The organism is Micromonospora sp. NPDC003197 (genome assembly GCF_053590565.1).
On sequence record NZ_JBSFTE010000007.1, the window covers coordinates 59,200 to 79,168 of the forward strand.

The following is a 19,969-nucleotide window of genomic DNA, read 5'->3' on the forward strand; positions in this document are numbered from 1 at the left end:
TCCTGGACTGACTGACCAGCGGACGTCACTGGGCACACCGCGCAAAATCAAGCATCCAAGAGCATTGGACTGTACTTCAGAGTGGATCTTTCCGCCTCCGGCTGTACGACACAGTGCTCCCCAGAAAGCCACCTCGCCGGCCTGAGGTGGTGGCCTTGCCCGTGTCTGGAATGCTCAGGCGGTGACGACCGGCCGCCCGCCCCGACGCCGTACCCTGCGCCTCGTTCTTGCGATCACGACAAGCGCGATCGTCCTCGCCATCGCTCTGGTCATCGCCCTGGTCGTCGTGCCGCTGGTGCGACCAGCAGGCCCACGCCCGCTCTTCCAACTCCCGGTCGCCTGCGGCGAGACCTGGCAGCTTGGCACCTACCCCGGCCACGACGACTACGACGTCGACCTCTTCCCGACCGAGGGCAGGGCATGGGGACGACCGGTGTTGGCGTCCTACGCCGGCACGGTCACCGAAGCGGGGATCAACGGAACGCTGGGCGGGCGTACTCCCGAAAACCCGGACGGCCCGCGCGGCCGGGGCGGCGGCTACTGGGTGAAAATCGACCACGGCGGCAAGTGGGAGACCCAGTACCTCCACCTACTCGAACCGCCGCTGGTCGAGGAAGGTCAGCGAGTCGCCCAGGGCGAACAGATCGGACGGGTGGGCAGCACCGGCAACTCCGGCGCTCCGCACCTGCACTACGAGCAGCGGCGAGGCTGGGAGAAGGTCGAGACCCACTTCGACGGCGTACCGTCCAGCATCACCCACGACGACCGGGAATACACGGTCGAGCGTACGAGCAACAACTGTGTACCCGGACAACAATGAAACGCCACGCCGGCTCCGTCTGACTGCACGCCGGACATCGCCGAGGTATGTGTCGGCCCCTGACTGCGACGGGTCGCTGGAACACCAGGTACGTCTTTCCAGCGGGATAACGTACCTGGTGTTCCAGTGACGCCTGAGGACAGAACTCGACTCAGCGCAGAACGGACAAATCCTCAGTCACCTCTTGTCATGCGGCGGAACAGGCTTGCTGGACGCCGGTAGCTGGGTCAACCTCGCCCCCCACCAGCACCGACAGGATGGTGTAGTCGAGGATCTCCTCGTCTTCCGAGAAGTCGACCCCGCTAAACGAGCCCAACTCATGGTCGTGCGCGGCTCTCACCTCAAAGGCGTTCTCCACCTGCCAGCGAAACTCGGCCGCGTCCAGCTCCACTTCCACGAAGCTCATCCCGCCTTGTTCGAGGCCGTCCCGCATCATCTGCGTCGCCTCGGATAGGTCGTCCGCCCCGATCAGCAGAACCTGACTCGCCGCCCCGCAGTCAGGAGTATCCACACTCATCAGCATCGCCAAGGAACGGCCGCCTCGGTGGAACACCCCGGAGAGCATCGCGCCGGCCTCCTGCGGATCGCTCAGTCGTCGGCAGTCGGTGATCGTCACCGGCTCGTTCAGCTCCGCCGCCCACACCGGCCGAGAAATGCCGGCTTCGGCAATCCGGTCGGCAGCCGCCGACGCCGCCTTGGCAACCCGGCCATATTGGGCGACCGAGCCGATGGCCAGCAGCATCGCCAGCGCCTCCGACGTGGCCCGAGCCTCGATCGACGGGATGAGCCCGCCCACGAGCAGCTCCTCGAAATCTGGTTCCGCCAGCATGACGGTCGCCAGCAGGGAAGCGCCGGCCGTCTCCGCATCCAGCGGATCGTCAGTGTCGAGCAGCTCGACCGCGCCGGCCAGCAGGCTATCGATCTGGGCCTCCGGGTCGAGCTCCTACCCGGAGCACCCCGGGCAGTCGCATGGCTCCGGCGCACCAACCACCACCAGTGGCGCGGAGCGCCGCTGTGCCCGGTTCTTCGACTTGCCTTTCCGACCACGACTCACAGGACTCATCCGCCCAGTCTGCCGGTACCAGGTACGCCGACCTCGCACACCCCGTGCATGTAAGGAAGGGCCCCTTCTTATCGCTTTCTGTATAGGAAGGGCCCCTTCCTAACACCTCGGCAGGGAGGCCGTCGCCGTCGGAGGGCAGCCGGGCTAGGCGGGGGTCCAGAACGGGTCGCGGCCGATAAACCCGAGCAGCCGGGTTTGGGCGTCGGCGTCGGCAGGGGTGGGTACGCGTGGGCCGTACTGGCCGGACGAGCGCAACATGTCTTCGGCTGCCTCCATCCCGGCCAGCAGCAACGCACAGAAGTCGGCGTCGAGCCGATCGTCCTGCCCGGTAGCACGGGCCAGGTCCACGTGTGCATGAACATGTCGGAGATGTAGAACCTGTCGATCGCCTGGGCCAGCGGTATCTCGCCGATGTGCTGGTTGACCAGCATCCGGTGCGGGGTCTCCGGGTCGTCCAGTAGCGCCTGCACCCCGTCGCAGTGGGTCTGCCAGGCGGCGACCGGATCGTCGTCCACGCTCGGCCCGCTGGGCAGCTCGACGCCGGCACCGGCGGCGAGCAGGGATGGGAGCCATTCGACGAGGTGGCGTACCACGTCACGGGCTGTCCACCCGTCCACCGGCGCGGGGGCGTCCCAATCTTTGGTGCCGCGTACGCGGTCGGTGAACGTGCCCGCGATATGGCGGTGCCGCTCTGCGGGGCTGAGGTCAGACAGTGCCATTGACTAGCATCCCTTCAAGTTTGGTGTATCCGTCTTCCATACCGATCTCCATACCGCTGCGCAGCCAGGCGTCGCGCCCCTCTTGGGATCCGCCTCCACCTTCACCATGGCTGGCGCTCCTCGTCGTCGTCGGTCTCGTTCATAGCGGCCAACACCCGGTCGAGCCGCTGGTAACGGTCTTCGGCCTGGCGGCGGTACCTCTCGATCCACTCGTCCAGTAGGTCGAACGCCCTGATCTCCAGGTGTACCGAGCGTGGCTGCGGGCCTGGTGGCCGGCTCACCACACCCGCCTCCTCCAGCACCCGCAGGTGCTTGTAGACCGCCTGCAGGCTCATCCGGTACGGCTCGGCGAGCTGGTTCACCGTGGCGTCGGCAACCGAGAGCCTGGCCACCATGTCGCGGCGCGTCGGGTCAGCGAGGGCAGCGAAGAGTTTGGACATGGTGTCGATCGGCATCGACGTCCTGTTTTCAACTAGATGGTTTAAAGACACGGTCAGCATAGCGCAGCCAGCGACACGGGGACACTGGTACGACCGAGGCTGGGAGGAGCCGGCGATGGCAGTACGACGTGGACTACTGGAAGCCCTGGTTCTGTATGCGCTCGGCCTGGTCATCGCCCTACTGGGTGCGGGCGCCTGGACCCTGGCGGACGACGGCAGCTTCCGCTGGCGATTCGGCGTACTCCTGATTGCCGGCGGCGTTCTCCTCACCCTGACCGGCGGCGGCCTTCAGTTGAGTCGACTGGAGACCAGGGAGGTCAGAGCCTTCCTCGGGGCGCAGCCAGAACGGGAGGACGCAACAGGCGGTCAGGTCCTCACCGGCATCGGCATCTTCCTGTTCGTCGCCGTCCCGCTCATCGCCACTGGCGTGCTAGTCATGGGCTCCATCGCCAACTGAAGCACCTCCACAGCACCGTTGGCCGGCTGGCAGCAGCTTCAGCCACCAGCAGCACCTTCCCACCGCTGGCACACCTTCGGCCGCTTTGCCAGAACTCGGCCGTGCCCGGCACATCTGGCACACCCTTTCGTCTGGAATAACAAAAGCGTTCACTCTCAGATCGAAAGATATAGACATGTCAATGCTAAGTCGGTAGCGTCTGCGACTAAGCCACCCTGACCCCCACAGTCCCGCACCCGGCGGCGTGATCAGGCATCCGGCCGCCGCAGCGCCCGCCACCTCGTCCACCACTTCGGCCCCAGCACCGCGGTCTGGGTGACGCCTGCGCCCAAACCATGCCATCCGTCGATCCTTGCGAAGTCCCAACCGGTCCCTCGAAAGCCCCAGGCAGACTCGCGAAAGGTTATGCCGGACATGTCTATCTTCCCTGCTAGGCGCGGTTCACCAGGTCGCCCACACAAGCGCGCCCACCGTCCTGCACCCCGACCGGCCAGCCGGTTCCTCATGCGTCGACGCAGTCGGCCGTTGACGATGCTCGCGGCAATGGCCCTCCTGTTGGGCGGAACCGCCATCGCCCCGGGCTCGGCGAGCGCTCGCCCCGTTGACGTCGAGCCAGGCGGAGCCACCACGCCCGCGCCGCCCCGACAACTACAGGCCCAGGTGCTCACCTGGACGGCGGGCGACGACATGCAGGCCTACGCTTCCGCCCCCACCACTGCCGTCGCCGGGCCGGCCACACTCGTGTTCGAGAACAGCGCCGCGACCGGCAACACCACCGGCATGCAGCACACGCTGACGTTCGACACCGGAAATCCCGCGTACAACAGCGACGTAGACGTGAACATCCTGGCCGATCCGTACGACAGCAATCAGGGTCGATGGACCGTCGATGTCGTACTCACGCCTGGCACCTACCGCTACTTCTGCGCGATTCCGGGTCACGGGAGCATGACCGGTTTGCTGGCCGTCAGCGACGGCGGTGAGGACACCACACCACCGACGGTTACTGCTTCGGTAACTGGTGATCGCAACGGGGACGGTGCGTACATCGGGGCCGCCACCGTGAACCTGACCGCCACCGACAGTGGGTCGGGGGTCGCCCGGGTGGAGTATTCACTGGACGACGGGCCATACGGAACGTACTCGGCTCCGGTCACCGTCAATTCGCCCGGCCAGCACACGGTCAGCTACCGCGCCACCGACCAGGCCGGCAACACCTCAACACCACAGTCGACGGCATTCGAGGTAGTGGAAACCCCCGACCCGGACACCACCCCGCCCACGGTGACCGCCGCCATCACCGGCGACCAAAACGAAGACGGCGCATACATCGGCACCGCCACCGTAAACCTCACCGCCACCGACAGCGGCTCGGGCGTCGACCGCATCGAATACTCCCTCAACAGCCAGGCATACGCCGAATACACCGCCCCCATCACCATCAACCAACCCGGCCAACACACCATCAGCTACCGAGCCACCGACCAAGCCGGCAACACCTCAACACCACAATCAGTGGCATTCCAAATAGCAGAAACCCCCGACCCGGACACCACCCCGCCCACGGTGACCGCCGCCATCACCGGCAACCAAAACGAAGACGGCGCATACATCGGCACCGCCACCGTAAACCTCACCGCCACCGACAGCGAATCCGGCGTCGACCGCATCGAATACTCCCTCAACAGCCAGGCATACGCCGAATACACCGCCCCCATCACCATCAACCAACCCGGCCAACACACCATCAACTACCGAGCCACCGACCAAGCCGGCAACACCTCAACACCACAATCAGTGGCATTCCAAATAGCAGAAACCCCCGACCCCGACACCACCCCACCCACGGTCACCGCCGCCATCACCGGCAACCAAAACGAAGACGGCGCATACATCGGCACCGCCACCGTAAACCTCACCGCCACCGACACCCAATCCGGCGTCGCTCGGGTGGAATACGCGCTCGACAACGCGGCCTACGAAACATATTCGGGCCCGGTCACCGTCAATTCTCCCGGCCAGCACACGGTCAGCTACCGCGCCACCGACCAGGCCGGCAACACCTCGACACCACAATCAGTGGCATTTCAAGTGGCAGAAACCCCTGACCCCGACAACACCCCGCCGACGGTATCCGCATCGGTAACCGGAAACCGTAACCAGGATGGCGCGTACATCGGGGCCGCCACCGTAAACCTCACCGCCACCGACACCCAATCCGGCGTCGACCGCATCGAATACTCCCTCAACGGCCAGGCATACGCCGAATACACCGCCCCCATCACCATCAACCAACCCGGCCAACATACGGTCAGCTACCGCGCCACCGACCAGGCCGGCAACACGTCCACTCCACAATCGACCGCGATCCAAGTCGTAGAAACCCCCGACCCGGACACCACGCCGCCCACCGCAACCGCCGCCATCACCGGGCAGCAGAACGGAAGCTGGGCGTACGTGGGCAGTGCCACCATCACGCTCGCCGCCACCGACACCGAATCGGGGGTGCTCCGCATCGAGTACGCCCTCGACGGCCGCGGCTATACGGTCTACACCCGGCCGCTCACGGTCAACACCCTGGGCGAGCACACGTTCAGCTACCGGGCCACCGACCGGGCGGGCAACGTCTCGGGCACCGCGTCGATCACGTTCACCGTGGTGGAGAGCGGACCACCGCCGCCGGACTGCCGGGTCACCGACACCCGGTCGACGGTCTGGATCGGCACCCTGAACAGCGGCGTTCCCAACCGCCCGGCCGAAGGCGGCTGCACGATCAACAACCTCATCGAGGACGAGCGGAGCTGGCTCAGCCACAGCGAGTTCGTAGCGCACGTCCAGGCGATCGCCGAGCGCCTGTTCCACCGTGGTGTGATCACCCTCAACCAGCACAACAAGCTGGTACGCACCGCCCGCGACTCCGGGGTCGGCAACTCCGACGCCACCCAGGGATACCAGCCGCTGCTCGACCGCTCGGCTGCCTCGTTCAACCTGTGGGAGCAGGTCGGTGGGGGCGGCTTCGCCCGTAACGCCGATGGTTCGATCACCAGCCGCCCCGTTTCCGGGCTCGGCATGCTCTGGTTCCCCATCCGCACCTACGGCGACTTCTCGCTGAAGCTCCAGTGGCGGGACGACGCCCCCGGCGATGGCCGGGTCAACAGCGGGGTCTTCGTCCGCTTCCCGCAGGTGCACCAGCATCCTGCCGAGTCCCGCCCGGAGTGGGTCGCCATCAAGTACGGCCACGAACTTCAGATCAACGACCGGACCGACGGTGACCCGTACAAGAGCGGATCGGTGTACGGCTTCGACGGGGTCGACCTGCCCAGCGCGAGTGTCACCCCGAAGGGCACCTGGAACGACTACGAGATTCGCGTCGTCGGCCAGCACTACTCCATCTTCCGTAACGGGGTGCTCATCAACGAGTACGTCAACGACCCCGACGCCGTCTTCAACCCGCCTCGTCCCGACGATCCGGGCGGTGCCGGACGGCAGAACGTGGCCGGCTACCTCGGCCTACAGAACCACGGTGCCACCGACATCGTGAGCTTCCGCAACATCCGGGTCGCTCCGCTGACCCCGTGACATCCACGCCGAACCCGGCATCGTCCCTTCCCCCGCGACTGTCCCGACTGTCGCGGTGGGCCGAACGATTGGATACGGCCTTGGACAAGGAAACCAAGAATCAGCAGGAACCTGGATCGAGCGTTGGTCGGCTGCTGGCGGTCGGAGCGGTGCTGCTGGTGACACTCGCCGGCGTGAGCGGCCTGGCCATCGCCCGCGAAGGCGACCCGGGTCGGTCCCCGTCCGGCGGGGACACCGCCCCGGGCGGACTGGCCCTCGCCCGCGAGGCCGGTACGCAGACAACCGAGCAGACAACCGAGCAGACAACCGAGCAGACCGCCGCACAGTCGGCTGAACGCCCCGAGGGTTGCGTCCAGCCGGATCGCCGCATGCAGTTGTACGCGGTGGAGCTGCCCCGGGATCCGGTGACCAACCAGGTTCGGCTCGGGTACGGCCTGACACCGCAGACCGCCTCCTACCCGGGCCCGACGATCGAGATGATCGAGGGCGAGTGCTTGGCGATCACCCTGCACAATCAGGTGCCGGTCGCGACCCTGGAGCAGCTACGCACCGATCCCAACCACCCGCTCGCGGTCTCGCTGCACACGCACGGGGTCAAGTACACCCAACTCTCCGACGGCACGGTGCACGGCAATTCCTACGTGCCGCCGGGTGGTTCGCGTACGTACATCTGGTTCGCCAAGCCGCGCAACGAAACCACCGGAGCACAGGGCACGGCCGGCTACTGGTGGTACCACGATCATGTCGTTGGCGGACCGCACGGGACCCGGGGCATCGGCTCGGGGCTCTTCGGCGGGCTGGTCGTACGCCGCCAGGGCGATCCGCAACCGGCGCGGACGTACGTGACTGCCTTCGGTGACCGCCAGACCATCAACCTGCGGCGCAGCACCGAGGCCGACACCTGCGATCCGCAGAACCCGCAGCCCGGCCCGACCTGCCTGGTGGCCCGGGTCGGCGAACGGGTCGAGTTCATCGTGATCGGCATCGGCGACGACATGCACACCTTCCATCTGCACGGACACTCCTGGGCGGACACCCGTACCGGCGTGGCCACGGGCAGCAAGGCGCTCGTCGACTCGATACCGGTCATCGACAACAAGACGCTCGGTCCCGGTGACAGCTTCGGCGTGCAGGTTGTCGCTGGCGATTCGGTGGGGCCGGGGCACTGGATGCTGCACTGCCACATGCAGTTCCACTCCGACCTGGGCATGTCGACGATGCTGCACGTCCTGGATGAGACCGGCGCGGTGCTGCCAGCACCCGCCGGCCACGGGAACCACCACTGACGGCCATCCCATCCCCTGAAGGATCTTCACCCCCGCAGGAGGAGCAGAAATGGTCCACCAACGCCACTATCCGATGTCCCGATGGGCCGGCTGGCTACGTCGCGGCCCCACCAATCCACCACCCCCGGTGCCGGCCGAGGGGGTCGAGCCGAGACGTCGTACCCCCGCCGCGACCCGGCGGCGGGCGGTTGCCGCAGCGTCGGTCGTCACGCTAACGCTCGGGCTGGTGACGGCACCGCCGTCAGCCGCTGCGGAGTCCGCGGCTGCCGCGAAGACCGCCGCAACGGCTGCCGCCAAGACTGCGGCAAACGCGGTGGCACCCGCCTGGGGCCCCAACGCGGTGAACGTACTGGTGTTCCACGGTGCGGCCGCTGATCAGGAGGATCCGGTCAACCGCGCCGTCAGCACCATCAGACAGCTGGGCCAGGAACACGGTTTCTACGTCCACACCTCCACCGACCCGACGGTCTTCAACGCCGACAACCTGGCCCGCTACCGCAGCGTCATATTCCTCTCCGCCAACGGGGTGACGCTCAACGACGCGCAGGAGGCGGCGTTCCAGGCGTACATCAAGGGTGGTGGTGGTTTCGTCGGAGTCCACGACGCGGCTCGGGCGCAGCCCAGCTCCGAGTGGTTCACCGGCCTGATCGGTACCCGTCCCGCCGCGAGCCTGCCGAACGCGGAAGAGGTGGAGGAGATCACAGCGAGCGGCAACAACCCGCCGAGCGAGACCGAGGACAAGTTGGTGGACGGGTCGGTGGGCACCAAGTGGTTGACCCGTACCCCGACCGGGTGGGTGGTGGCCAAGCTCGCCGCGCCGGTCACCGTGGCGCGGTACGCCCTGACCTCGGCGAACGACTTCCCGGGACGGGACCCGAAGGACTGGACCCTGCAGGGCTCGTCGGACGGGCAGAACTGGACGGACCTGGACACCCGCACCGGGGAGACCTTCGCGCAACGGTTCCAGACCAAGCAGTACGCCTTCGACAACAGCCAGGCGTACCAGTACTACCGGCTCAACATCACCGCCAACAGCGGGGAACCGCTGATTCAGTTGGCCGAGTTGTGGCTGATCGGCCCGGACGCGGGGCCCCCGCCGGAGAGCAAGGTGCAGCAGGCCGTCGTCAGCGTCACCGACCGGCAGCACCCGGCCAACAAGGGTCTGCCGCTCACCTGGACCCGATCCGATCAGTGGATCAACTGGGACCCGAGCCCGGTCGGCCGGGTGCACACCATCGCGCAGGTCCAGGAGCACACCTACCAGGCGGGCCTGAGCGGCAACGGGCCGTTCCACCCGATCTCGTGGTGCCGGGACTACGACGGCGGTCGGTCGTTCTACACCGGCATGGGCCGTACCGCGGCGAGCTACACCACGGACACCCAGTTCCGCAGTCACCTGCTCGGCGCGATCCAGTGGACGAGCGGAACGGTGCGCGGCGACTGCCAGGCGACCATCGCGGCGAACTACCGGACCGAGCGGTTGACCACCACCAACCAGTCGGGGCAGCTCGACCAGATCGCGGAGCCGCACGGGTTGACCATCGCACCGGATGGCACGGTCTTCTACATCGGCCGGGCCGCGTGTGCGACCGGGCCGGTCGTCGAGTGGAGCAACCCGAACGTCGGCCTGGGCTGCGGCACGGTCCACCAGTGGGATCCGCGTACCAAGCAGGTCAAGCTGCTGACCACGCTCGCCGTGATGGGTAACCGGGGCAGTGGCAGTGAGCTGGTCAAGAACGAGGAGGGCCTGCTCGGGATCACCCTCGACCCGAATTTCGTGGAGAACAACTGGATCTACCTCTACTGGATGCCGCACGAGTCGATCGACCGGGAGCGGCGGGTCGGCCAGCGTACGGTCTCCCGGTTCACGTACGACCGCGAGCAGCAGAGCATCGACCAGGGCACCCGGAAGGATCTGCTGCACTGGGAGACCCAGATCCACAGCTGCTGCCACGCGGGCGGCGGCATGGCCTTCGACGAGTCGGGCAACCTCTACATCGGTAGCGGCGACAGCAACTCGTCCGGCGGCTCGGACGGCTACTCGGGCAACAACTGGACCCAGGAGTATCAGGGCATCTCGTTCCAGGACGCCCGGCGTACCGCCGGTAACACCAACGACCTCAACGGCAAGATCATACGAATCCACCCGGAGCCGGACGGGACGTACACGATTCCCGACGGCAACCTGTTCACCGGGCTGGAGCAGGGCGGCGGCAAAACCCGGCCGGAGATCTACGTCATGGGCGTACGTAACGTCTCCCGGATCGCCTGGGACCCGGTCAACAACTGGCTGACCGCCGCCTGGGTCGGCCCGGACGCCAGCGCCCCCAACCCGGATCTGGGGCCGGCAAAGTACGAGACCGCCACGATCATCACCTCGGCGGGTAACCACGGCTGGCCGTACTGCATGGGCAACCGGCAGCCGTACCGCGATCGCAGCAACACCGACGCCACCGAGCTGACCGGCTGGTACGACTGTGACAACCCGAAGAACGAGTCACCGCGCAACACCGGTCTGGTCGACCTTCCGCCGGTACGGGACAACATGATCTGGTATTCGCCGCAGGGCGGTGGCCCGGTCTTCCCGGAGCGCAACGACGGCAGTGGCGTGCCGACGTACGACGTGAACGACTCGACCTACACGCAGCCGTACCTCAGTGGCGGTGGGCAGGCCGTGATGGACGGGCCGACCTACCACCGCGCGAAGGTGGACACGAACAGTGGCATCGCCTGGCCGGCGTACTGGGAGAACAAGTGGTTCATTGGCGACCAGTCCAACAGCAACAACCGGATCGCGGTGACCGTTGACCCGGACAAGGTCGCCGAGGCCCATCCGCCCGCGTTCGCCGAGGACCTGCGCAGCATCATCCAGCCCGGCACCGGCACCACCCAGCTGCAATCCTGGATGGACGCCAAGTTCGGGCCCGATGGTGCGCTCTACCTGCTCGACTACGCCGGTGGCTTCTTCACCCTCCACCCGAACCAGAAGTTGATCCGCATCGCGTATCAGGGCGGACCGGCCACCCCGCACCCGAGCCTGGCCACGGCGCAGTCGGTCTCGCCGAGTGAACCGAGGAAGATAGCGTTCTCCAGCAACCGGGTGGGGGGCGTGGCCTGGGAGTGGAACTTCGGCGACGGCAGCGCGGTGGCGACGCGACCCCACCCGACCCACACCTACAAGCGGTACGGCACCTTCGAGGCGACGTTGAAGGTGACGTACGCCAATGGTGAGGTCGTCACCTCGAAGGTCGCCGTCAACGCCGGCTGTGCCGCAGCCGACGCCCGGCCGACGGTCTGGATGCTGAACACCGACACCGGCGTCGGCAACCACCCGGCCGGCGGCGGCTGCACGGTCAACGACCTGATCAACGACGAGGGTGCCTGGCCAAACCACGGGGCGTTCGTCAGCCACCTCGACGAGGTGCTCACCGAGCTGACCACCGCGCACGTCATCGACAACCGCGAGGCGACGACGCTACGGCGGGCGGGCGAACAGTCCCCGATCGGGTTCACCACCGGCTACGACACGATCTTCGACGGCTCGGCGTACTCGCTCGCGGGCTGGCGGCAGGCACCCGGCGGGTCGTTCGCGCTGCGCCCGGACGGCTCCATCCGCAGCTCCGGCGGGCTGGGAATGTTCTGGTACGCGGGCCGGGAGTTCGCCGACTACTCGATCCGCTTGCAGTTCCGCGACATCTCCCCGGAGGGTTTCCGGGCCAACAGCGGGGTCTTCGTCCGGTTCCCGGATCCGCGAACCCCGCTGGCGCAGCGACCACCGGGCAGTTGTGGCACCGTGGGCTCGGCTCGCTCCTCACCCGCCTGGGTGGCGATCTACTGCGGTCACGAGATCCAGATCTACGACGGTGAGAGCGGTGAACCGCAGAAGACCGGCTCGGTCTACAACTTCGCGCCGAACAGCCTGGACAAGGCCGGTGCGACCCCGAAGAACCAGTGGAACGACTACGAGATCCGAGTGATCGGGCAGCACTACACGATCATCCGTAACGGTGTGGTGATCAGCGAGTTCGACAACACGCCCGGGAAGCAGTCGTCCCGCGCCGGCGATCCGCCCACCGATCTGCGGCAGTTCGTCAGTGGCTTCCTCGGGTTGCAGAACCACGGCAACAACGACGTGATCGAGTTCCGCAACATCCGGGTACGGGGTATGTGAACGACGGGTGCCTGGGGTGGGATGCGGTTCGCGCCCACCCCAGGCACCCGTTCACGTCGCTACGCCGAGTGAGTCGTCGAAGTCAGAGCCGTGGAATGGGTCCGGCCGCCGCGCCCTCCGCCAACTCGATGACCTCGGTCGTCGCGGACAGCTCCGAAATCCGGGCGTCCCGGACCTCCCGCAGCAGCACGTACGGGGCGGAGACCAGCCAGCGGACCTCGCTGCGGAATGGAGTGCCGTCCTCGTCCCCTTCGATCGCGAAGCGGTACTCCCGGCACGGGCGATCCAGGAAGGTCGACTCGTTTCCGGCGGGGAGAAGGGCTTCCCGGCCGGTGCTGAGCAACTGCTCGGCGACCGGTGCCACCGTGGAGATGTCGATGCTCCACGGGGGACGGCCCGCCTCGCGGACGATGGCCTGGCCGGTGGCCCAGTCACCGGACAACTCGGTCGGGCCGTGCCGGCGCGGATGACGGGCGGCGCTCGCGGCATCCATCAGCCCTTCCATCGTGCGGGGAACCAGCCCGAATCCGCGTGCTGCGGTTACATCGCCAACAATCTCGGCGTACGGTCGGCCATTCTCGTCACGGACCAGGAACCGGTCGGCGTCGAACCAGATCAGCAGCTCCGTACGGGACGGCGGCACGCCGGGGAGGTGCCCGCTGCGCCGGAGCCGGGCCTGGACCGTGGGATAGGGATTCGTACGCATGCCGCCCTCTATGGTGACTTGGTCGCTGACGCGGCCAGGTTCTTGGTCAGGGTCTCGAAGTCGGCGAGGTCCTTGCCGGACATGTCGTACCCCCGACTGTTCGGCGGGAGGCCCTCAGCCATCAGGTAGTCAAGATGGAACCGCCCCATCCCGGCATAGCGAACGCCCCGCTGCGCCGCGTCCCGTACGGCATGCGAGAAGTGCAGGTTACGCCATTTCCCGAAGACTTCTTCGCGTTCGTCCCCGCTCGCCTTGGGCATTTTTCCCAGCTCTTTGCGCTCCTGCTTGGTCAGGCCCTCGTCGGTGCTGGCCTGAGCGAGCATCGCGTTGACGAACGCCTCGCAGAACTCCCGCAGCTTGGGCACGACGGCTCGGCCGGCCACGGAGTCGAGGGGGTCGCCCAGGTAACCGTCGACCGGCAGTGGCGTGATGAACGGCTCGAGCGCCGCCTTGGTCGCGCTGACCACCTTCGACAGTTTCTTCATTTCCTTCGATATGGTGAGCCTTTGGATCTTGTTAAGGTTCGCCACCTTGGCCTCGATGTCCTTGCCATGCCCCCAGGCGATCTTGAGATAGCGCTGGACTGGCTGCCCGACGTACCCGCCGGACTTGAGATCGTCGAAGCTGCCGGAAGGGTCGAGGTACGGCACCAGCAGGTTCAATCCGTACCCCATCTTCGGAAACAGGGACTCCGCGCCGAACTGCTGCTTGTCGGCGACCCCGCCGACACCGAACTGATTGAATCGGTCCTGGTTTTCCGCCTCGTACGCGGCTTTCATCGCGGAGCCCGATGACATCTTGTCGACCGAGAACGGTTCGTAGATGAAGTTCCTGGAGCCAACGGCCGCCGCCACGTGTTCCAGGGTGACGTGGGTGTGGTTCTCGCCGAGCAGGTTGGTGCCGCCGGGAGCGAAGCGTACCCAGGTACCGGTGCTGGCCGGGCCGCGCAGGTTGCCGATATGGTCCGTCTGCCCGGCCGCGTGCTCGCGAAACTCGGCGTCGCTGGCGTAGTCGTGCACCAGCTTGTCGCTGGCCAACGCCTTCATCTGCGGGTCGAGGGCGGGGTCGTCCGGTTTGATCTGGGTAGCGCCGACCCACGCCCAGCGCTGGACCGGTACGGGCGCGGCGGCGGTGCTTTCCCGCGCGTTCCGCAGCGCACCGTCGACGGCCCGGTTACCGGCGGCGCGCTGCCAAGCCGGCGCGTTCCCGGGAGTGAGCAGGCCCAATTCGACGCCCGAATACTCGGCGTCATCCGGATCGCGGCCCACGCGGCGTCCGCTGCGGGGCGAGTAAAACTTGCCCTGGTGGCGCTTTGTGCGTTCCGACATCGACCCACCTCGGTCCGAGGCCGCAGCGTCCCAATCCCTGATTGAAAGACGCTGTTCACTCAAAAAGAGACGCTGTTCTTTCCAAAGGATACGCAGTGGGGTGCCACGCTGAGCTGCCCAAATGGGCAGGCAATCGGTGTGCCCTGGTTGTTAGGAGGCGAACAGCGCGGCTTCGACCGTGCTGAACCGAACCCGTTCCTGTTCGAGGCGCAGCGCTGGGCCGAAGGTGCCGGCGAGCAGTTCGGCATAGAGTTCGGCCTCGTCCGGCCGCAGGTGGACGAGATCCGCCCGAACCGGGGTCGGCTCGCTCCCCCAGTGCACCCGATGGGCCAGCAGCGTCTCCCGGTCCATCAGAACCGATCGGGCGTGCGGGAACACCTGGCGCAGCCTGTCCAGAATGGCGAAGCCGTGCGTGTCGATGTCACCCCAGTAGATCAACTCACGGTCGTGCAACCATCTCAGCGGCCGTAGTCCGGAGAGGGCGTAGCCGCCGCCGAGCACGGCGATCGAGTCAGGCACCGGCGGCAGGGCCAGGTAGGTAACCTCGTTCTCCACCACGATCACCCGAGCTACATCGAGCGGCGTCGCCGCCAGCTCCTCGACGCGCAGCGTCATTTCCCGGTACGGCCCCAGCGCCGACGGCAAATCGCCCAGTGCCCGGAACCGTACGTAGACCGGCTTGACCCGGAATCCGTACCGCTCGGCGAACCGGGCCGGCGGGTAGTCCGGGGCAACTCGTTCGGGGGCGAGCTGACAGTCGAGCAGCGCAGCCAGGAGACCCCTGTGCTGCTCGATGAACTTGGTGTCCACCTCCGGCACGTCGACCTGGCGTAGATACCGGTCCGCCCGCGCGTTGCGGTCGATCCAGATGACCGTTTCCACCAGGCGTGACCAGCGGCTCGCCTGATCGAGGACCTTCATCGGGTGGTCCGTCATCCAGTCGACCAGGGCGGGTGCGGTGGCCCGGGTGGCGTCGAGCAGGCGGGTGAACGTCTGCACCTGACCGGCGACACCAAGCAAGACGCAGAGTTGCTGCCGCTCCTCGATCACCGCTCGGCTGGGCACCTGGTTGCTGCCGACACGTCGGCCGCCGATGGTCCGATATTCCAGGCGTACGAGTTTGGGGTCGATCTTGTGCCAGCGAGCGACCCAGTCCTGGGCGGCACCGAACTGGTCGGCCAGTTCCCTCGCCGTCGGTGCCCGCAGCGGTACGACCAGCGGCTCCCACGGTTCCTGCCGGGACATTGCCCCGAGGAGCTCGCCGGAGTCCCAGCGTTTGCGCAGCTTGGCCAGCAGATCCGCCGGCTCGGTCCAGGCCGCCCCGGTCAACGCCCGCCCGGTCAATGGTGCCGGCCGGCGGGGCTCACTCCGAGCCATCTCACGCACCGCCCACCAGCGTCTGGCCACGCTCGTGCGTCTGCCGCTGCTCGCGGTACTCCGCGATGGTCAGGCTCTGCAACCGCGAGTAATTGCCGTTGCGGTTGTCGACATATCCGACGGCGTCGACGTACCGCTCGATGACGTGAATCTTTTGCAATGGGGTCACGATCAGCAGTTGCAGGCCGATGCGCTGGAACAGGGCGAGCGCGAACCGGGTGGACTCGTCCGAACCTCGGCCGAACGCCTCGTCGATCACCACGAAACGGAAGGTGCTGACCCCGGCCGGGGCCGAGTCAAGCTTGAACTGATAGGCCAGCGATGCCGCCAGGATGGTGTACGCCAGCTTCTCCTTCTGTCCCCCGGACTTGCCACCGGAGTCGGTGTACGTCTCGTGCTCGGTGTCATCGGCCCGCCACCGCTCCGAGGCGGAGAAGACGAACCAGTTCCGCACGTCGGTCACCCGTCGCGCCCAGGCCCGATCGACGTCGGTGTAGCCCTCCCGGCCACGGAACCGCTCGATGATCTGCTTGACCTGGAGGAACTTCTGCTCCGAATACTGGTCGGAGTCGTCCCGGGCGAGCGTGTTGTCGGTGCAGGCCCGCAGCTCGTTGACGAAGTCGCGGACCTCGACGTTGGGCGTGGGGTTTCCGTCGAGCTTGATGTACCGACCGTGGTTGTAGTCGATGTCCACCAGCGACTGATTGATGATCTCGATACGTTCCTTGATCAGGTCGGCCTGCTTGTGCAGCTGCGACTGGAAGCCGGCGATGTCCCGAATCGTGTTCGTGTTCAGGTAGGTCTTGAACTCCGCCTCGAACCGCGGCAAGTCGTCGCGAACCAACCGCTCACGCAGCGCCCGATACTCTCCGGCGGCCTGCATCGAGTTGTCGAGCTCGGCCGTGTCCACCGGATACTTCCGGCGGAATTCCGCCATCCGGCCCACCGCCCGGTTACTCGCCAGCCCCTGTTTCCGGCTGGCGTCGTCCCGGTCTGCGGTGAGTTGCCGCTCCACGTCGTACCGGAGCTGGTCGTAGCCCTCTGGCCGGGTGGGCGCGGTGCCACCGATCCGCCTGGTGAGCGCCTCGAACGACTCGGCCGCAGCGTCGTAACCGGGGTCACGCAGCAACCGTTCGGCGTCCCGCTGCCCACGCTCAGCCCGGTCGAGTTGCTCCCTGACCTGCCCGATCCGGCCCTGTAGTTGGTCACGCTCGGCGTCGAGTCGAGTTATCTCGTCGGTCACCAGCCGCAGTTGGGAGGTGACCCGTTCCAACTCGCCCGAAGCGGCCTCCAACTGCTGCTTCTCCTGACGCAACTGCTGGACCCGGCCAACGGACGACGGCCAGTCGAGCTCGGTGAACGAGGTGAACTCGACGAGTTTGCTCAGGATGCCGAGCCGCTGGGTGAGCTGGTTGAGCCCGGCCACTAGCCGGTCCCGAGCGGCTACCGCCCGCTGTTTCTGCCCGGTCAGCGCCACCGCCTTCGCGACCAGCGCCTCGATCTTCTGTTCGTTGCTCCAGCCGAGCACATAGTGGCTACGGTCGTCGATACGTGACCGGTCGTCCTTCTCGTGCCGGCCGCCGGCATCCTTGACCTGCCCGGCCCGGGTTACCGCCCGGTCGGCGCGACGGAACTCGACCATCGAGTCCACACACTGGTAACCCGCCCGACGGCGAAGTTCGCGGTCCAGCCAGGGCCGCAGCGGCGACTCGTTGAGCATCAGTTTTGCGAAGAGCATCCCCTGCGGATCGCTTAGCCCCGAGTCGGGTTGGCGGGGCAGGACGGCCGGCACCCGGTAGTAGACCAGTCGGCCCGCCAGATGATGACCGTCGACCCAGTCCGCGACCGCCGCATAGTGCTCGTCCGGCACCAGCAACGACAACGCGAACCCGTGCAGAACCCGTTCGGCCGCGCCTTCCCAGTCGGCGTCGGCGGGGCGTACCTGGATCAGCTCACCGGCGAACGGCAGCGCCGACTCCGGCAGGTCGAGTGTTTCGCAGATCCGGGCCCGCAGGTCGAGTTGTCGCCGGGGGATGTTGCTGCGCCGCTCGCGGAGGCTGCGCAGCTCGGCGTTGACCTCTGCCTCCTGCTCCTCCAGGCTCCGCACCACGACAGACGCGTCGGTCAGCGCATTCTGCCGCTCGGCGCGGTCCTGCTCGCCGCGGGCAAGCTCGTCGACGACCTCCTGCCGCCGTACGGTGAACTGCTCGGCAACCTCGATCCGCTCCAGGCTGGCCTCGGTGAGCAGACTGTTGTAGCGGTCGAAGCGCTGTTGGCGTTCCGTCCGAATGCGTTCGGTATCGGTGATCTGCCGTTCGAGGTCGGCGATCCGGGCACCGCCGTGCCCGGCACGCTCCAACTCCAGCCTGCCCCGCTCGGCGTCCAGGTCACCGAGGCGCAGCTTGACCTCGGTAAGCCGGTCCTGCTGCTCGGCAAGCATCTTCCGGTGGGCGGTGACCTGGGCGTCGAAGAGCTCGGCCCGGCCCCGGGCACAGTAGTAGGGCAACGCGGCGCGCTGGGCGTCGAGCAGCCTGATCTGCGTCTCGTGCGTGTCGTACGCGTCGCAGGCGTCCAGCAGCGGTTTCAGATCGGCGAGCTGTTCGCGGGCCTTCACCACGGCCTCGTGTGCCCGGGTGAGATCGTCGAAATGGTCGACAAGCCGTTTGATCCAGTCAGCGGCGTCGAACGGCTCCAGCATGTGATTGCGGACGAAGTCGTTGAGGTCGCCGACCGCCTTCATCGAAACGGTCTGGTGGAACAGGTCCATCGCCTGGTCCGAGGCGATACCGAGGCGACGACGGAAGTCCTTGCCGTACTCCGGGAAGTGGTCGTGGACCCGCGCGCCGCCCTGCCGTAGCCGCTTCTTGAGCTGCGCGATTTCAGTACCGAAGTCGGTGAAGTCGGTCGCGATGGTCAACTCACTGCTGGCCGTGACGAAGAACCGGTCCGGCTGCCCCTGGCTACCGTCCCGGGTCCAGAAGACCTGCCCGAGGCTGACCGTGGCCCCGGTGGCCGGGTTCTGGAACACGCCGAGAATGACCGAGTAACTGCTGCCGCTGCGCAACCCGACCGGACGGGAGGCACCCGTCGCTTCGTTGCGCTCCGACTTGTAGTAACCCAGGACGTACGAGCGCAGCGAACGCTCCCGGGTCTCGGCCCCAGCCGCCTTGTTGTACGAAATCTTGTGCGCCGGAAGTAGCAGAGTAGTGATCGCGTCCACCACGGTCGACTTGCCGGACCCGATGTCGCCGGTGAGCAACGCGTTGGCGGTACCCAGTTGAAAGGTCCAGACTCGCCCGTCGAAGGTGCCCCAGTTGCGCAGCTCCAGCCGCAGTAGCCGGAATCCGGCAAGCGGTGCGATCGCGTCCGGCGTCGATGGTTCGGTCATCGAGCGGCCCTCCGGTCACTGTTACTGGCATGGTCAGGGTCGAGCTCGGCGGCGTACTCCGCCAGGCGGGCGTCGAATTCGGCGAGCCACTGGCCGTCGACGAAGGCCTTGATGATGCGCCGCACCTCGTAGCTGGCGTCCCCGTCGTTGATCCGGCGCAGGAAGCCAAGTTCCACGACCTTGCCGAGGTGCGTGTCGATCTGGTCCATCAGTCGTGCCTCGCCGATCGAGGTCGGCATGAAGGTCGTGAGCATGTCGACGATCTGCTGCCGGGTGAGGACCAGCCGGGTGTCGCTGTTGTTGGTGTCGAACTCGGCCAGTTTCTTGCGCAACAGGGCCAGCAGCAGGCTGATGTGGAAGGAGAGCGACCGGCGGGGGATCAGTCGGGGCACCGCCGACGCTTCGGCATCGGCCTCCTCGGGGCGGGAACGGAGAAAGGCGTACCCCTCGGCCTCGTCGATCACGACGGTCAGCCCCAGCACCGCGACGTAGTCCCGGACCTGGGGCTGTAGTTGCGTCAGGTGCTGCCACGGGACCGGATGAGCATCGCGGTAGACCGCCCCTTTCATCAGGTGGGTCACCGCAATCGAAAGGTCCGGCTCCGCCTGCCGGGCTGCCCTGGTCATACTCACCCG

13 protein-coding genes and 1 pseudogene are annotated in these 19,969 nt (G+C 66.8%); 5 read left to right on the forward strand and 9 right to left on the reverse strand.

Annotation, left to right across the window (positions count from 1 at the left end; translation table 11 throughout):
* Positions 1-181 precede the first annotated feature (181 nt).
* Complete coding sequence (locus tag ACWDV4_RS10115) at positions 182-820, forward strand: M23 family metallopeptidase (RefSeq protein WP_449976396.1); 639 nt, start codon at positions 182-184, stop codon at positions 818-820.
* A gap of 187 nt (positions 821-1,007) precedes the next feature.
* Here ACWDV4_RS10115 and ACWDV4_RS10120 read toward each other — a convergent pair whose 3' ends face one another.
* The 4 genes and pseudogenes from ACWDV4_RS10120 to ACWDV4_RS10135 all read right to left on the reverse strand — a co-directional run bounded on the left by ACWDV4_RS10120 (position 1,008) and on the right by ACWDV4_RS10135 (position 3,057).
* Positions 1,008-1,562 (reverse strand): hypothetical protein, encoded by a 555-nt coding sequence (locus ACWDV4_RS10120; RefSeq protein WP_449976398.1) that lies wholly within the window; start codon positions 1,560-1,562, stop codon positions 1,008-1,010.
* Positions 1,563-2,027: 465 nt separating this feature from the next.
* Entirely contained in the window at positions 2,028-2,231 is a 204-nt protein-coding gene (locus ACWDV4_RS10125; protein WP_449976738.1) for a hypothetical protein, read from the reverse strand.
* Positions 2,232-2,470: 239 nt separating this feature from the next.
* Positions 2,471-2,602 (reverse strand): annotated as a pseudogene (locus ACWDV4_RS10130) (TIGR03086 family protein); the annotation flags it as partial.
* Positions 2,603-2,703: 101 nt separating this feature from the next.
* The gene (locus tag ACWDV4_RS10135) at positions 2,704-3,057 is read right to left on the reverse strand and encodes an ArsR/SmtB family transcription factor (RefSeq protein WP_449976400.1); all 354 of its coding nucleotides are present in this window, start codon (positions 3,055-3,057) and stop codon (positions 2,704-2,706) included.
* Positions 3,058-3,157: 100 nt separating this feature from the next.
* Here ACWDV4_RS10135 and ACWDV4_RS10140 point away from each other — a divergent pair, with 100 nt between their 5' ends.
* From ACWDV4_RS10140 to ACWDV4_RS10155, 4 genes are all read left to right on the forward strand, one after another.
* Positions 3,158-3,499, forward strand: a complete 342-nt coding sequence (locus tag ACWDV4_RS10140) for a hypothetical protein (protein WP_449976402.1) — start codon at positions 3,158-3,160, stop codon at positions 3,497-3,499.
* 504 nt (positions 3,500-4,003) lie between these two features.
* Positions 4,004-7,078: an OmpL47-type beta-barrel domain-containing protein gene (locus tag ACWDV4_RS10145; protein ID WP_449976404.1), complete on the forward strand. Its 3,075-nt coding sequence runs from the start codon at positions 4,004-4,006 to the stop codon at positions 7,076-7,078.
* Between the two features lie 80 nt (positions 7,079-7,158).
* A complete protein-coding gene (locus tag ACWDV4_RS10150; RefSeq protein ID WP_449976406.1) occupies positions 7,159-8,364 on the forward strand; it encodes a multicopper oxidase domain-containing protein in 1,206 nt (401 codons plus the stop codon).
* A 49-nt stretch (positions 8,365-8,413) separates the two neighbouring features.
* On the forward strand, positions 8,414-12,535 hold the full coding sequence (locus ACWDV4_RS10155) for a ThuA domain-containing protein (RefSeq protein WP_449976408.1): 4,122 nt from the start codon (positions 8,414-8,416) through the stop codon (positions 12,533-12,535).
* Positions 12,536-12,617: 82 nt separating this feature from the next.
* Here ACWDV4_RS10155 and ACWDV4_RS10160 read toward each other — a convergent pair whose 3' ends face one another.
* From ACWDV4_RS10160 to ACWDV4_RS10180, 5 genes are all read right to left on the reverse strand, one after another.
* A complete protein-coding gene (locus ACWDV4_RS10160) occupies positions 12,618-13,241 on the reverse strand; it encodes a hypothetical protein (protein ID WP_449976410.1) in 624 nt (207 codons plus the stop codon).
* An 8-nt stretch (positions 13,242-13,249) separates the two neighbouring features.
* Positions 13,250-14,569: a hypothetical protein gene (locus ACWDV4_RS10165; RefSeq protein ID WP_449976412.1), complete on the reverse strand. Its 1,320-nt coding sequence runs from the start codon at positions 14,567-14,569 to the stop codon at positions 13,250-13,252.
* A 150-nt stretch (positions 14,570-14,719) separates the two neighbouring features.
* On the reverse strand, positions 14,720-15,946 hold the full coding sequence (locus tag ACWDV4_RS10170; protein ID WP_449976414.1) for a Wadjet anti-phage system protein JetD domain-containing protein: 1,227 nt from the start codon (positions 15,944-15,946) through the stop codon (positions 14,720-14,722).
* A 1-nt stretch (position 15,947) separates the two neighbouring features.
* Positions 15,948-19,334, reverse strand: coding sequence for an ATP-binding protein (locus ACWDV4_RS10175; RefSeq protein WP_449976416.1), 3,387 nt, complete (start codon positions 19,332-19,334; stop codon positions 15,948-15,950).
* Positions 19,331-19,960: a DUF4194 domain-containing protein gene (locus ACWDV4_RS10180; RefSeq protein WP_449976716.1), complete on the reverse strand. Its 630-nt coding sequence runs from the start codon at positions 19,958-19,960 to the stop codon at positions 19,331-19,333. The genes ACWDV4_RS10175 and ACWDV4_RS10180 overlap by 4 nt, the downstream gene beginning before the upstream one ends.
* Between the last annotated feature and the right edge of the window lie 9 nt (positions 19,961-19,969).

Coding starts and splice junctions, on each gene's coding strand:
- ACWDV4_RS10175 (WP_449976416.1), bottom strand. CDS start 19,334: ATGACCGAACCATCGACGCCGGACGCGATCGCACCGCTTGCCGGATTC.
- ACWDV4_RS10135 (WP_449976400.1), bottom strand. CDS start 3,057: ATGCCGATCGACACCATGTCCAAACTCTTCGCTGCCCTCGCTGACCCG.
- ACWDV4_RS10170 (WP_449976414.1), bottom strand. CDS start 15,946: ATGGCTCGGAGTGAGCCCCGCCGGCCGGCACCATTGACCGGGCGGGCG.
- ACWDV4_RS10120 (WP_449976398.1), bottom strand. CDS start 1,562: ATGCTGCTGGCCATCGGCTCGGTCGCCCAATATGGCCGGGTTGCCAAG.
- ACWDV4_RS10160 (WP_449976410.1), bottom strand. CDS start 13,241: ATGCGTACGAATCCCTATCCCACGGTCCAGGCCCGGCTCCGGCGCAGC.
- ACWDV4_RS10145 (WP_449976404.1), top strand. CDS start 4,004: ATGCGTCGACGCAGTCGGCCGTTGACGATGCTCGCGGCAATGGCCCTC.
- ACWDV4_RS10180 (WP_449976716.1), bottom strand. CDS start 19,960: ATGACCAGGGCAGCCCGGCAGGCGGAGCCGGACCTTTCGATTGCGGTG.
- ACWDV4_RS10155 (WP_449976408.1), top strand. CDS start 8,414: ATGGTCCACCAACGCCACTATCCGATGTCCCGATGGGCCGGCTGGCTA.
- ACWDV4_RS10140 (WP_449976402.1), top strand. CDS start 3,158: ATGGCAGTACGACGTGGACTACTGGAAGCCCTGGTTCTGTATGCGCTC.
- ACWDV4_RS10165 (WP_449976412.1), bottom strand. CDS start 14,569: ATGTCGGAACGCACAAAGCGCCACCAGGGCAAGTTTTACTCGCCCCGC.